At 60.5% G+C, this 13,089-nt stretch carries 15 protein-coding genes and 1 pseudogene; 6 read left to right on the top strand and 10 right to left on the bottom strand.

The window, feature by feature from the left end:
* From F7P80_RS12640 to F7P80_RS12630, 3 genes and pseudogenes are all read left to right on the top strand, one after another.
* Positions 1 to 145, top strand: a pseudogene (locus F7P80_RS12640) (IS256 family transposase); the annotation flags it as partial.
* A 281-nt stretch (positions 146 to 426) separates the two neighbouring features.
* Positions 427 to 747, top strand: a complete 321-nt coding sequence (locus F7P80_RS12635) for a hypothetical protein (protein ID WP_151045149.1) — start codon at positions 427 to 429, stop codon at positions 745 to 747.
* A 168-nt stretch (positions 748 to 915) separates the two neighbouring features.
* Positions 916 to 1,989 carry an alkene reductase gene (locus F7P80_RS12630; RefSeq protein WP_151045146.1) on the top strand — a complete coding sequence of 358 codons (1,074 nt, stop codon included), beginning with the start codon at positions 916 to 918 and terminating at the stop codon, positions 1,987 to 1,989.
* A 119-nt stretch (positions 1,990 to 2,108) separates the two neighbouring features.
* Here F7P80_RS12630 and F7P80_RS12625 read toward each other — a convergent pair whose 3' ends face one another.
* Both F7P80_RS12625 and selD read right to left on the bottom strand, forming a co-directional pair.
* Positions 2,109 to 2,522 carry a peptidase associated/transthyretin-like domain-containing protein gene (locus F7P80_RS12625; RefSeq protein WP_054066290.1) on the bottom strand — a complete coding sequence of 138 codons (414 nt, stop codon included), beginning with the start codon at positions 2,520 to 2,522 and terminating at the stop codon, positions 2,109 to 2,111.
* Positions 2,523 to 2,672: 150 nt separating this feature from the next.
* On the bottom strand, positions 2,673 to 3,749 hold the full coding sequence (gene selD / locus F7P80_RS12620; RefSeq protein WP_054066291.1) for a selenide, water dikinase SelD: 1,077 nt from the start codon (positions 3,747 to 3,749) through the stop codon (positions 2,673 to 2,675).
* Between the two features lie 273 nt (positions 3,750 to 4,022).
* On the opposite strand from selD, the gene F7P80_RS12615 reads away from it, so the two are divergent.
* Together F7P80_RS12615 and F7P80_RS12610 are read left to right on the top strand one after the other, a co-directional pair.
* A complete protein-coding gene (locus F7P80_RS12615) occupies positions 4,023 to 4,952 on the top strand; it encodes an alpha/beta hydrolase (RefSeq protein ID WP_054066317.1) in 930 nt (309 codons plus the stop codon).
* 28 nt (positions 4,953 to 4,980) lie between these two features.
* Positions 4,981 to 5,835, top strand: a complete 855-nt coding sequence (locus F7P80_RS12610) for a GNAT family N-acetyltransferase (protein WP_151045143.1) — start codon at positions 4,981 to 4,983, stop codon at positions 5,833 to 5,835.
* Positions 5,836 to 5,950: 115 nt separating this feature from the next.
* Here the strand turns inward: F7P80_RS12610 and F7P80_RS12605 are convergent, their stop codons facing one another.
* The 4 genes from F7P80_RS12605 to F7P80_RS12590 all read right to left on the bottom strand — a co-directional run bounded on the left by F7P80_RS12605 (position 5,951) and on the right by F7P80_RS12590 (position 9,107).
* The gene (locus tag F7P80_RS12605) at positions 5,951 to 6,817 is read right to left on the bottom strand and encodes a methyl-accepting chemotaxis protein (protein ID WP_151045140.1); all 867 of its coding nucleotides are present in this window, start codon (positions 6,815 to 6,817) and stop codon (positions 5,951 to 5,953) included.
* Positions 6,818 to 6,980: 163 nt separating this feature from the next.
* The gene (locus F7P80_RS12600) at positions 6,981 to 7,418 is read right to left on the bottom strand and encodes a hypothetical protein (RefSeq protein ID WP_151045137.1); all 438 of its coding nucleotides are present in this window, start codon (positions 7,416 to 7,418) and stop codon (positions 6,981 to 6,983) included.
* 310 nt (positions 7,419 to 7,728) lie between these two features.
* A complete protein-coding gene (locus tag F7P80_RS12595; protein WP_170265380.1) occupies positions 7,729 to 8,106 on the bottom strand; it encodes a GntR family transcriptional regulator in 378 nt (125 codons plus the stop codon).
* A 131-nt stretch (positions 8,107 to 8,237) separates the two neighbouring features.
* Positions 8,238 to 9,107, bottom strand: a complete 870-nt coding sequence (locus F7P80_RS12590; protein WP_249041465.1) for a DMT family transporter — start codon at positions 9,105 to 9,107, stop codon at positions 8,238 to 8,240.
* Between the two features lie 217 nt (positions 9,108 to 9,324).
* Between F7P80_RS12590 and F7P80_RS12585 the strand changes: the two genes are divergently transcribed.
* Positions 9,325 to 10,539, top strand: a complete 1,215-nt coding sequence (locus F7P80_RS12585) for an MFS transporter (protein ID WP_151045132.1) — start codon at positions 9,325 to 9,327, stop codon at positions 10,537 to 10,539.
* Here F7P80_RS12585 and F7P80_RS12580 read toward each other — a convergent pair.
* From F7P80_RS12580 to F7P80_RS12565, 4 genes are all read right to left on the bottom strand, one after another.
* Positions 10,536 to 11,045: a flavodoxin family protein gene (locus F7P80_RS12580; RefSeq protein WP_054066298.1), complete on the bottom strand. Its 510-nt coding sequence runs from the start codon at positions 11,043 to 11,045 to the stop codon at positions 10,536 to 10,538. The two genes, F7P80_RS12585 and F7P80_RS12580, sit on opposite strands and share 4 nt — an antisense overlap.
* A gap of 123 nt (positions 11,046 to 11,168) precedes the next feature.
* On the bottom strand, positions 11,169 to 12,326 hold the full coding sequence (lapB, locus tag F7P80_RS12575; protein ID WP_151045130.1) for a lipopolysaccharide assembly protein LapB: 1,158 nt from the start codon (positions 12,324 to 12,326) through the stop codon (positions 11,169 to 11,171).
* Positions 12,316 to 12,621, bottom strand: a complete 306-nt coding sequence (locus F7P80_RS12570) for a LapA family protein (protein WP_054066300.1) — start codon at positions 12,619 to 12,621, stop codon at positions 12,316 to 12,318. The genes lapB and F7P80_RS12570 overlap by 11 nt, the downstream gene beginning before the upstream one ends.
* 78 nt (positions 12,622 to 12,699) lie before the next feature.
* Positions 12,700 to 13,008, bottom strand: coding sequence for an integration host factor subunit beta (locus F7P80_RS12565; RefSeq protein ID WP_077345057.1), 309 nt, complete (start codon positions 13,006 to 13,008; stop codon positions 12,700 to 12,702).
* Positions 13,009 to 13,089: the final 81 nt, after the last annotated feature.

Raw genomic sequence — 13,089 nt, 5'->3', positions numbered from 1 at the left:
ATTCCCCAGCGATGAGGCACTGCTCAAGCTGTTTTACTTGGCACTGCACAACATCAGCCGCAAGTGGACGATGCCCATCCGAGATTGGAAGGCAGCTCTGAATCGGTTTACGATTGAGTTTGGAGACGGACTCTCCGCGAACTGACGTCCGAACCGTTTACACAAAAATTCGGACACCCTCCTGAAACCTGGAGTTGCTGGCTTCATTGGTTTTTATAGCTTGCAGTGCTGACTGCATAAGCACTGCAAGCCTGTTCGGTGCAGCACCGTAGTCAGAATGCTTGGGCGCAGTCGGCAGACAACGATTCAGGCTGTGCTTTGGTGGGGACGGGCTCCCTGGCCTTTGGGCCAAGAGCCTGTTGCCATCACTGGTGTGGCCCCGGCTCTACAATCCGAGCCCCTTTTTCTGTTTTCTCTGTGGTGCCTATGTCCAAGCCAACTCCTCCCGTATTCCACTCGTTTCTGGGCCTGAGCTTTGGCTGGTCTTATGCGCTGGCGGCTTTCACGCTGACCGTGACGGGTTGCCTGCCGCTGGCCTTGCTGGCCACCATGCATGTGCCGCTGGAAGAAGGCGCACGCGCCAGCGCTCTGATGACCAGCCTGCCACTGATGGCACTGGCAATTGCAGGGGTGACGGCCGTGGTCTATTTCACATGGCTGCGCCAGCGTGTGCAGTGGCAGCGCCACGCGCTGATGCTGATGTGGGCGCTGTCTGCACTGGGCATGGTGGGCTGGTGGAAGATCTGAGCAAGCTGGCGCTGCGCGTGTGGTGGCACTTGATGGCCCCCTGCGATGCATGGCGATTTTTTTGATAGTGCTTGCTCTTGTATTTCCTGTAGCAGGCTGCATCTAGCAAGCCTGTTGTGCAATTGCCAGACACCTGATGAGGTGTTGCTGGCCTGAAGAAAGTCATTGATGTCGCAGTTACATACCCCCTTGCAAATCGGTAGCGTGCAGCTGCCCAACCGAATTTTCATGGCTCCCTTGACCCGCATGCGCGCCTTTGAGCAGCGCAGCGTGGGTGACTTGCAGGTAGAGCATTACCGCCAGCGTGCCACGGCGGGCCTGATTTTGACGGAGGCCACTTCCGTATGCCCCATGGGCGTGGGCTATCCGAACACCCCCGGTATCTGGTCGGCCCAGCAGGTGGCTGGCTGGAAACGCGTAACCGATGCAGTCCATGCCGCAGGTGGCCATATTGCCGTGCAGCTGTGGCATGTGGGCCGTATTTCTGACCCTGAATTGCTTGATGGCCAGCTGCCAGTGGCCCCCAGTGCGATTGCCGCTGAAGGCGATGTGAGTGTGTTGCGTCCCAAGCGCCCCTATGCCGTGCCCCGCGCCCTGGAAACGGCGGAGATTGCAGGCATCGTGCAGGACTTTGTGCAAGCCGCCCGCAATGCGAAAGAGGCAGGTTTTGACTTTATTGAAGTGCATGCTGCCAACGGCTATCTGTTTGACCAGTTCCTGCACGAAGGCAGCAACCAGCGTACCGACCAGTACGGCGGCAGCATTGAAAATCGTGCGCGCTTCCTGCTGGAGACGGTGGATGCCTTGCTCAAGGAGTGGCCTGCCGAGCGCATTGGCGTGCACCTGAACCCCATGAGCAATACGCACAGCATGAGCGACAGCAACCCTGTGGCGCTGTTTACCTATGTGGCGGAGCAGCTGCAGGCGCGCAAGCTGGGCTTTATCTTCTCGCGTGAAGAGCTGAAAGACGGCGTGCTGCCCATTGGCCAGCACATGCGCCAGGTGTTCAAGGGCGTGTTCATTGCCAATGACAGCTTCACTGCTGAACAGGCACAGGCCGTGGTCGCCAGCGGCGCGGCGGATGCCGTGGCCTTTGGCCGTGCCTTTATCGCCAACCCTGATCTGCCAGAGCGCATTGCCAAGGGTGCGGCGTGGAACGAACTCAATGCTTCGACCATCTATAGCCCGGATGCTACGGGCTATAACGACTACCCCACGCTGGAGCAGCTGCAGGCGAAGTAATTGCGCTTTTAATAGCAGCCAGCGCTTGCTGCATAAGCCTTAGCGCCATTTTTAAGGGTTGTGCTTGGCACAACCCTTTTTCATGCGCACCTGCTACGCAGCGCAGGCAGGTGCAGGCATCAATACACAAACTCCAGCGTCTTGCTGGTGCTGTCTACCGTCACGGTCTTGGTCTGGGTGCTGCCATCTGGTGCTGTGGCGCTCACGGTGTAATTGCCTGCAGGCAGCTTCAGCAGGCATATGGGGCCACCGGCATTGAACTGCTCGGTGGCGTTCTGCGCATTGGTGACGCTCACATTCACATTGGCCAGATACGCGCCCCCCTTGGCCACAAACAGCAAGGACAGAGGAAACTGACTTTGAGCCTGCGTCATGGCGCTGGACTGGGTCTCTCCAATACCGCCACAGCTGTATGACAGCGCACCTTGGGTGACGAAAGCGGGAATGGCACCGGTATTGCCTTGTGCGAAGGCATGTGGAGCCAGCGAAGCACAGGCCAGCAGGGCGAGCAGCTTGGCATTCAATTGCAGCATGGAGAACTCCTTTCAACAGCTTGGGATGAGGAGTCTTGTACTGTGTGCGCAGCGCTTGTCTCCATATGCCAGTGCGCATGCGCAAGCCATGTAAGAAAAAACGTCAGGCGTTGGTGCACGGGCGTTTTTGTGAAGAGGCGTGAAGGGCGCTCAGGCCACGCGCACTTCGGGTTCGCCAGCTTCCATACGGCCAATCACGCAGGCATCGGCAAAGCCGTGCTGCTGGAAGGTACGCAGCACTTCGTCCACAGTGTCTGGCGTGCAGGACACCAGCAGGCCGCCGGAGGTTTGTGGGTCGGTCAGCAAGGCGCGCTGGGCATCGGTGATGTTTTCGGGCAGGCGGATGGCTTCGCCGTAGGACGTCCAGTTACGGCCAGAAGCACCGGTGAAGATGCCTTGCTCGGCCAGCTCCATCACGCCGGGCAGGATGGGCAGGGCATTCAGGTCAATGTGGGCTGTCAGCTTGGCGCCGCGTGCCAGTTCCAGACTGTGGCCCAGCAGGCCAAAGCCGGTCACGTCCGTCAAGGCATGCACGCCGTCGAGTTTGGACAGGTCTGCACCGGGGCGGTTGAGCTTGGTGGTTGCACCCACCATGGCAGCGTAGCCCGCTTCGTCCAGCAGGTTCTTCTTCAGTGCTGCGGAGTAGATACCCACGCCCAGTGGCTTGCCCAGCACCAGCACGTCGCCTGCCTTGGCGTCGGCATTGCGCTTGAGCTGCTTGGGGTTGACGATGCCAATGCCCACCAGACCGTAGATAGGCTCTACGGAGTCGATGGAGTGGCCGCCGGCCAGCGGAATGCCAGCTTCCTGGCAGATGGATGCGCCGCCATCCAGAATTTCTGCAATGGTTTCGTGGGGCAGCACATTGATAGGCATGCCCACAATGGCCAGCGCCATCAGCGGTGTGCCGCCCATGGCGTAGATGTCCGACAGGGCGTTGGTGGCAGCAATGCGGCCAAAGTCACGTGGGTTGTCCACGATGGGCATGAAAAAGTCGGTCGTGGCGACAATGGCCTGCTCATCGTTGATGCGGTACACGGCAGCATCGTCTGCCGTTTCCGTGCCTACCAGCAGGTCGGCAAAGAACTGCTTGGGCAGGGTGCTCTGGCCAATCAGCTTGGCCAGAACGCCGGGGGCAATCTTGCAGCCGCAACCACCGCCGTGGGACAGGGAAGTCAGGCGGGGCGTCAAATTGGCAGCAGGCGTGGAGTTGGGAGCTTGTGTCATGTTGGTTCAATGGCTGCACGCAGCACAGTTAAGTGGCTCACAGAAAAAGAAGATATGCCCTGTGTGGCATTCAGCGCACATTGTGCGCCAGTTCTGCACGTGACCGTGGTGTGCGGGCTTGCGGCGTGTGCGAGGACGTGCATCGCAAGCCCCACAGTCTGTGCTGCTGTGACTGCAATCGGTATCTGATTGCTGCATGATGTGCGGCTTTGTGATTGCTGCCTGTGCGCCGTGACTGAACCACACGAACTGAACCACCCATTGACCCCTGCCATGCGCGATGTGCTGCGCCGCATGGCGCGTGCCAACCGTCCCCATCTGCATACGCTCACGCCCGAGCAGGCGCGTGCGGCCTACGAGGCAGGCGCCGGGGTGCTGGAAATTGCCAGCAAAGCATTGCCCCGCGTGGAAGACATTGCGATTCCTGCACGCGATGGCACGCAGCTGCATGCGCGCCTGTATGCACCAAGTACCGCGCAGCCACTGCCTGTGCTGCTGTATCTGCATGGCGGTGGCTTCACCATTGGCAGCGTGGCCACGCACGACACCCTGTGCCGTGAGCTGGCGTTTCAGGCAGGTTGCGCCGTGGTGTCGCTGGACTACCGGCTTGCGCCGGAGCACAAGTTCCCCACCGCCATCAACGACGCCTGGGATGCGCTGCAGTGGCTGCACCAGCAAGGCCAGACGCTGGGGCTGGACAGCAGCTGCATGGCCGTGGGCGGCGACAGCGCCGGTGGCACGCTGGCAGCTGCCTGTGCGCTGCTGGCACGCGATGCCGGGCTGCCCTTGCAGCTGCAGCTGCTGATCTACCCCGGCACCTGCGCGCACCAGGACACGGACTCGCACCTACGCTACGCCACCGGCCTGGTGCTGGAGCGCGAAGGCATTCACTGGTTCTTCAACCACTATGTGCGTGATGCGGCGGACCGCGAGGACTGGCGCTTTGCCCCGCTGCTCGCTCCCGATGTGGAAGGTGTGGCCCCGGCCTTTTTCTGCCTGGCTGAACTCGATCCGCTGGTGGATGAAGGCGTGCAGTACGCGGACATGCTGCGCATGGCCGGTGTGCCCGTGGAGCTGGAAATCTACAAGGGCGTGACGCACGAATTCGTCAAAATGGGCCGTGCCATTGCCGAAGCCCGCCAGGCCCATGCAGACATGGCCGCCGCGCTGCGTGCAGCGCTTGGAACCACTGTAAACCTCTGACACATTCAAAGAAAGAAGCAAAGCACCCATGCAACCACAGGATTTCCGCTGCCACCACCGCCTGAGCGTGCGCTGGGCAGAAGTCGATGCCCAGAAGATTGTGTTCAACGCCCACTATCTGATGTATGCCGATGTGGCCATCACCGAATACTGGAAGCAGATGGCCATGCCCTATGCGCAAAGCTGGGCCAGCCTGGGCGGCGAGCTGTTCGTGAAAAAGGCGTCGGTGACCTACCACGCCTCTGCCCAGATGGGGGATATGCTGGACGTTGGCATTCGCTGCGTGAAGCAGGGCAATACCTCGCTGCAGTTTGAGGCAGGTATCTTCCGCGGCCAGCAGCTGCTCAACACCGTAGAGCTGGTCTATGTGTTCGCCAATGAAGAGCGCGAGCCCCAGCCCGTGCCGCAGCAGTTGCGCGACATGCTCACCGCCTATGAGGCGGGGGAGGACATGGTCGAGCTGCGCTCAGGTAACTGGAACGATCTGGGGCGTCTGGCCGAGCGCCTGCGCATGGAAGTCTTCGTCAAAGAGCAGGGCGTGCCGCGCGAGATCGAGATTGACGAGTTTGATCCCATCTGCCGCCATGTGGTGGCCGTGAACCGTCTGGGGCATCCCGTGGCCACAGGCCGTCTGGTCAGCGATGCGCCCGGCGTAGGCCGCATCGGCCGCATGGCCGTAGCGCGCGAAATGCGTGGTGGCGCGCTGGGTCGCCAGGTGCTGGACACCCTGATCCAGGCCGCCCGTGACCGTGGCGACAAGGAAGTCGTACTCCACGCCCAGCTGCATGCCCAGCGCTTTTACGCCCGCGCAGGTTTTGTGGCGGAAGGCGAGGTCTACGACGAGGCGGGCATTGACCATATCACCATGCGCAAAGTGCTATGAGCTGCAGGCAGCCGCACACAGATTGCTCTGAAACTGAAAGCGCCTAGCGCCCAAAAAACAAAGGGTTGAGATAGATATCTATCTCAACCCTTTTGTTTATCTGCGCTGACAGCTATTAATTTTTAAAAGCTTGCACACTGTCTGCCAGGTGGACCGTCTGCCTTTGCAGGCTGGCGGCAAAGGCGCTGGACTGCTCTGCCAGCGCAGCGTTCTGCGACATGGTGCTTTCCAGCTGGTGGATGGCCTGGGTAATGTCAGACATGGCCTCCGTCTGCGAGTGGGTGGCGCTGGCAATATCCTGCATGCGGCTGGTAATGTCATGTGCCATGCGAGAAAGGGTGCCGATGGCGTTCAGCGCGTCTTTGCTCTGCGCACTGCCGACACCGACGGTCTGCACGGATGTCTGAATCAGCTCACGAATCTGCTTGGCAGAGTCTGCGGAGCGCAGCGCCAGGTGACGCACTTCTTCTGCCACCACGGCAAAGCCACGGCCATGTTCACCGGCACGGGCAGCTTCCACCGCCGCGTTCAGTGCGAGCAGATTGGTCTGGAAGGCCAGGCCGTCCACGACGGTGGCAATGTCTGCAATCTGCTCGGACTGCTGGTTGATGGCACTCATGCTCTGTGCGAGCTGTTCCACAAGTGTATGGCTTTGCTGGGCCGCATGCGCAGCGTCGTGCGTCACGCGATCGGCATCTTGCGCCAGGCTGCGGGCCTGCTCCACGATGCTGAGCACACGGGCGGCAGCGTTGGCGGTTTCTTCCAGCGCGCTGCAGGCAGTTTCCGTGCGTACCGACAAATCGCTGCTGCCGCTCTGGATGGACTGGGTGGTGGCATGCAGCTGGGCCACGCTGTCGGTGACGGTGCGCACAATGCTGTCCAGCTTCATAATCAATTGCTTCAGATCAAGGGCCAGCGGGGTTTGCACATTTTCGCTGGAAATATGCAGATTAAATCGGTCGCCATCATGAATGGTATTCACCAGGGCCTGTAATTCAATGCCTTGTTTGAAAGAACTGGATATTCTCAGGAGAATAAATATCTCTACCGCTGTTTGCAGTACCACGAAAATGGCATGCAGCAGAATTTTCTGAAAATCAGCTGCGCTGGTGCAGTAAATGTCATAGCCCCAGGCCTGCAAGCGGTCAAACAGAATATGGTGTATGGCAAAAAAAAGCTGCACATGCCACCACCACGCGCCACTCGCGGTAGACCATGACCAGGGCCAGGGTCACGAACACTCCGAAGTGAAATTCCAGGGTGCCCAGCGATACCTGGATCTGCAGTGCCACGGCGGCGCACAGAATCAAGGGCAGGGCATAGCGTGTGACTGCCGTGCCAGCACAGCAGGCATACAGACCAGCCGCCACAGCGATCAGCAAAGGTGCTGCCCAGGTGGCGATATCCATGTTGGAGTAGTGCCAGCCAATCGGGAAAGCCAGAATGGAGGCGATGGCGACGAGGGCGAGCATCAGGCGGTCAGCCTGCAGGCTGACGTGGTCCATGGCACTCTGTACGCTCAGTGTGTTGCCGGCGTGGCTGTGCGCGCTCGTAATAGATGAAGAAAAAGCAGACGCGCTCATGCGAAAAATCCAATATGCAATCGGAGCTAAATGGTGAAATGTGCGATGAGAGAGCGCAGAGCCTTGAAATCCAACGAAAAACACAGACTGGAATAATAGAAGATATTATTAAAGGTTTGCCGAATAATTGCTTGATTCTATCAAGATGCTGAAAGGATGAATGTGCAACCCCAATAAAGGCGACGATATTTCATGGTCGCATTGTGAACCTTTGTTAATCCTGCAGATTTTCTTTATTTGTATTATGAGAACCTAAACTTGGCCGAAAAAATGCAGGTTGACAGTACAGACAGGGTGCGCGGCAACCGGGCTAGGCATGCAGTGCAGCCAGCTGCATGCGCTGGCTGGCCATCGTCAGCATGCGCTGCGCCAGCCCATCGTCTACAGCCTGGTGCTGGTTCAGATAGTGCTGCAGCAGTGCCTGCAGTTCCTGGGCCTCCGCAATCTGCGCCGGGCTGGGGCTAGCCAGCGTCATGCCATGCGGCGTGCAGGCGCACAGCAGACCTTCCTGGGACAGTTGCTGCATGGCCTCACGTACGGGGGCCCGCTGAACGCCATAGCGCGCGGCCAGCATGCCATCGTTGATGGTTTCACCCGGTGACCATTGCCCCTGTAACACTTCCTGGCGCAGACGATCGGCAATGGCAGCGCTCAATGCCTGAGGCTGCGGGGTAAAACTGACGGACATGAGACGGTCATGCAGTGCAACGGCACTGCGGCAATGAAAAGCGGCCATTGTCCGCCAGCCTCTGCGCAGCGATGGGGGCTGGCTCCAATGGTATGGCCCGGCGTGTAGTTTCTGCGGGCGCGACTGGACAATCAGGCGCGCATGCGCCCCCAGTTCATGATGGCTGTGCCGCCAATGGCCATGGCACCGCCCACCACCATGGGCAGGTCTATGGCTTCACCCAGCAGCCAGGCAGAGATCAGCACACCAAACAGCGGCACCAGGGTGATATAGCCGGAAGCAGCGCCGGCGCCCAGTGCCTTGACGCCATCAAAGTACCAGGCATAAGCCAGTGCTGTGGCACCAAAGGCCAGAAACAGCAGCGCCATCCAGGCCGTGCGGCCACTGTGGATGGCAGCATCGAACGCAGCAGGGCCTTCGATGCACAGGCTGGCGATAAGCAGCAGCAAGGCACCAATAGAACTGGTGACGGTGGTGGTAGAGAGCGCATCTACGCCCGTGAGCATCCAGCGGCCAATCAGGGTGTAGAGCACCCAGCAGACCACGCAGCCCAGAATCAGGAGTTCGCCTACCCCCATGCCGCCTTGCAGCAGCGCCAGTGGCTGACCGTGCGAGAGAACCGCCACAGCACCGATAAAGGCCAGCAGCATGCCCAGGCCGATGATGGTGTTCAGCCTTTCCTTGAACAGCCATGCGGCAATGAGCAGCGTCATGACCGGGTTGAGCGTAATCACCAGCGCGGCCTTGCCCGCAGGCAGATGCTGCAGGCCAGACAGGAAAAACGCCGCGTAGCCAAACACACCGGTGGCGCCAGCGGCAGTCATGCCCAGCCAGCGCTGCACACTCCAGCTTTTGAGCTGCTGCATGCCACCTGCCCAGTACAGCCAGGGAATCAACGCCATGGCGGCCAGTGCAAAGCGCAGGCAGGCACCTGCCAGCGGCGGCATGGATTGGGCAATGATGCGGCCAGCAGGCCAGGATGCGCCCCACAGAACGGCCATGCCAACGAGCCGCAGGTGGGCATGAATTTGTGAATTGGTATGCATGGGGCATGACTATGCCTCAGGCGTATGGCACTGCAGCTCATGTGTGTGCATGAAACCCGAAAAGCGTGCCGTGCTGATGCATGGATAGGCCCAGGCTTTGCTCAGAGAGGCTGGCTGATGCGGCAGGCCAGACGGTTCGCCGCTAGCATGCGTGCCTGATTAAAGGTGTGAGATGTTGGAAAACAAACAGGAGCGCGTGCAGCGCAGGGCCTTGTATGCGCTGTTCGTATTGCTGGGCATGGTGACGTCCAGCTGGGTGTCGCGCACGCCTGCATTGCGCGATGGACTGCAGGCCAGCACGGAGCAGATGGGCCTGATTCTGTTCGGCTTTGCCACGGGTTCCATGCTGGGCATTCTTTCGGCCAACTTGCTGGTGGAGCGTCTGCATGCCCGCCGTGCGGCGGGTGCTGGCATGGGCGTGAATCTGCTGGGCGTGGCATTGCTGGCTGTGGGGGCAGGGATGGCCAGCATCCCCGTGGTCGTGGCGGGCTTCATGCTGTTTGGCGTGGGCATGGGCTGGGCCGACATTGCGGTGAATGTGGAAGCCGGGGCGCTGGAGCGGCAGCAGCAACGCACGCTGATGACGACGCTGCATGGCAGTTTTAGCCTGGGCTGCGTGCTGGGTGCCTTGCTGGGCACAGGCATGGCCTGGTTGCATGTGCCCGTGCTGTGGCATCTGCTGGGGCTGGCGGTGATGGCTGCGGTGCTGACTGTGCCCCTGTTGCGTCACGTGGATAACCTGAGCGCCCAGGCTCAGACGACATCTGGCACGCAAGAGGCAAAACCGGGTTTTGTGCTCATGGCGTTCAAAGACCCGCGCGTGCTGCTGATCGGGCTGTTTGCGCTGGGGCTGGCTCTGGCTGAAGGTGCGGCCCATGACTGGCTGCCGCTGCTCATGGTGGATGGCTACCAGTTCAGCAGCGCGCAGGGCACCTTGATCTATTTGCTGTTCACGATCGGCGTGACTTTGGCGCGCCTGAGTGGGCAGTGGCTGCTGCAGCGCTTGACCCGCCTGCAGCTGATGCGTGCCAGTGCTGTGCTCGGCGGCGTGGGGCTGCTGATGGTGATCTGCGCACAGAGTGCCCTCTGGGGCGGCGTGGCCGTGGTGCTGTGGGGGCTGGGCTCGGCCCTGGGTTTTCCGCTGGCGCTGTCTGCTGCGGCAGAAGGCGAGGGCAACAGCGCACAGCGTGTGGGTGCAGTCGCCGTGCTGGGCTATGTGGCCATTCTGGTGGGGCCGCCAGCGCTGGGTTTTATTGGCGAAATCTGGGGGCTGCGTCTGGCCATGGTGCCGGTGCTGTTTGCCTGCTGCGCAGCACTGGTGCTGACGTTCTGGTTCCGCCCGCAGCCGGTGCGCGTGCGGGAAGTCATCACCGGTCCGCAGCGCTAAAAGATGCCCTGCTGCAGGCCGCTGGCCAGCGCTTGACCCAGTTCGCTACAGCGGTCCAGATCCTGCTGCGGAATGTGCTTGGGGGCTGCAATGGCCTCCGGGCTTTGTGCATGGGTGCAGACGATCAGGGGTTCTGACACTGCCTTGAGCCGCCAGCCTGTGGCAATGCGCGCGATCTGGCGGGCGGCATTGCTGCCGTCACTGCCTGCACAGATCAGGCTGGCATAGGGGCGGCCCTGAATGCGCTCCAGTGCCGGGTAATAGCAGCGGTCAAAAAAATCCTTCATCAGCCCGCTGATGGCGGCCAGATATTCGGGCGTAACAAAGACATAACCATCGGCGTCGAGCACGTCCTGTGGCTGTGCCTGGCTGGCGTGCAGCAGCCGTGTCTGTATCTGTGGCTCCAGCTGTGCACCAGCCAGTACGGCCTGTGCCATTTGCGCTGCACCGCCTGTGCTGGAGTGGTAGACGATCAGCAGGGTCTGGTGGATAGCGGAAGTGGTCATAGACACGGGGTTGCTCCTAAAAGAAAAGCTGCCAGCGCTTTCCAATGCTTGATTTCAAATACTTTTATATCTGAAATCATTGATTGGCGAGCGCTGGCAGCTTCTGTTTTGAAAGCGTGGTGCTTACAGCTCTTCCACGCGGCGTGCTGGGTAGCTGTCCCAGCTCTGGCAGCCGGGGCAATGCCAGAAGTGCTGGCGGGCTTCAAAGCCGCAGGCGGCACAGCGGTAGCGGCTCAGCGGCTTGCTGGCGTGCTCCAGCGCCTTCTGCACGGCGGGGTGATGCTCTTCATGCGCGAGCTGCTCACCTGCCAGCCACTTGGTGGTGGCAACAAGCGATGGCTCCTTGGTCAGGTGCTGCACATACCAGTCGCGGCTCTCGCCCTGGCCTTCGACAGGCGAGGTGCCCAGGGCCACCAGGGCATCGAGCAAATCCAGCGAAGGCATTTGCTCGTAGCGGCTGCGCAGCAGCTGGGCGGCTGCGGCCTGTTGCTCGGTCGCAGTAGCCACTTCCAGCAGCAGGGGCGCTGCCAGTGGCAGGCCTTGCGGGGCGGTATTGGCCAGGTCCTGCAATGTCTTCCACGCCTGTTGCGACTGGTTCAGGCGGTGCTGAATGCGTGCCAGTTCAATGCGTGGGCGTGGGCTTTGTGGCGCTGTACGCACGGCTTCTTGCAGCAGCTGGTGTGCGGCGTCCAGCTGTGCGTGGCTGGCTTGTTCGGCAGCCTGTTCGCACAGGTAATGCGCCAGGCGCCCGCTGAAGTCGCCCTGATGGGCTTGCTGCATGCGGCGCACGATGTCTGCAGCCTGTGCCCAGTCGCGAGAGCGCTCGTAAATCGCCAGCAGTGCCAGGCGGGCTTCAGCTTCATAGGCCGAGCCTTCTAGGCGGCGCAGGGCTTCTTCGGCGCGGTCCAGCAGACCGGCTTTCAGAAAGTCCTGTGCCAGGCCATGCTGGGCACGTTCGCGGTCTTCCTTGGACAGGTCGGCGCGCGAGAGCAGATGCTCGTGCACGCGCACGGCGCGGTGATATTCGCCACGGCGGCGGAACAGATTGCCCAGTGCAAAGTGCAGGTCTGCAGTTTCCGGGTCGTTCTGGATGGCTTCGATAAAGGCATCAATGGCTTTGTCCTGCTGTTCGTTGAGCAGAAAGTTCAAGCCCTTGAAGTAAGCCTTGGGTGCCTGACGGTTGTCCTGGCGCACTTGGCGCAAGTCCATGCGGGAGGCCAGCCAGCCCAGCCCAAAGGCAAGGGGCAGGCCCAGGAGAATCCAGCTGAGATCAAAGTCCATGGATGGTGGGAGGAATAGGGTCTGGAGATGCGGAGTCTGCCGCCTGGTTGTCGGCCGCAGCTTCTGTCTTGCTGAGCTTGGCCGCTGTGCTGCGCTGCTTCCACCAGCGGGGCACCATCACCAGCATGCCTGCAATCAGCCCGGCCACGAAAGCGGCCAGCACGACGAGCACGAGCGGGGCCAGCCAGTACGTGCCAAAGAAAAAGTGCACGGTGACGGTTTGCTGATTGTTCAGCGCAAAGGCAAACAGGGTGAAAAAAATGGCTGCCTTGAGCAGCCACAGCAGGTATTTCATGCGAGCCCTTCCTTAGTGCCTGAATTTTAGGGGCATAGGAGGGGCAGTGGGCAAGCTTGTAAGACCTGCACGGTCTTTTTAGCTGCCGGTCGCAGCAGAGGGGGTAGGTTGAAAATCGACGGCTTCACGCAAAGCCTTGCCAGGCTTGAAATGTGGCACGCGCTTTTCGGGAATGTGTACGGATTCGCCGCTGCGAGGGTTGCGACCGATGCGAGCGGGGCGGCGGGAGACAGAGAAACTGCCAAAACCGCGGATTTCGATGCGCTGGCCTTGAACAAGGGCGGCACAGATCGCGTCTTGAATGGTTTTTACAGCATGTTCTGCGTCACGCTGGGTGAGCTGGTCGAAGCGTGCTGCCAGCTCTTCAACTAAATCAGATCGTGTCATGGCTCAATCATCCCAAGCAAAACCTGGAAAAAAATAGCGGACGCCCTAAAGCGTCCGCCGTATAGCTTAGCAACTGCTCAG

Origin of the sequence: Comamonas kerstersii (assembly GCF_008801935.1) — a bacterium.
Taxonomy (GTDB): domain Bacteria; phylum Pseudomonadota; class Gammaproteobacteria; order Burkholderiales; family Burkholderiaceae_C; genus Comamonas; species Comamonas kerstersii.
The sequence above is the reverse complement of the archived record's forward strand: the minus strand, read 5'-3'. Positions and strand labels throughout refer to the sequence as shown.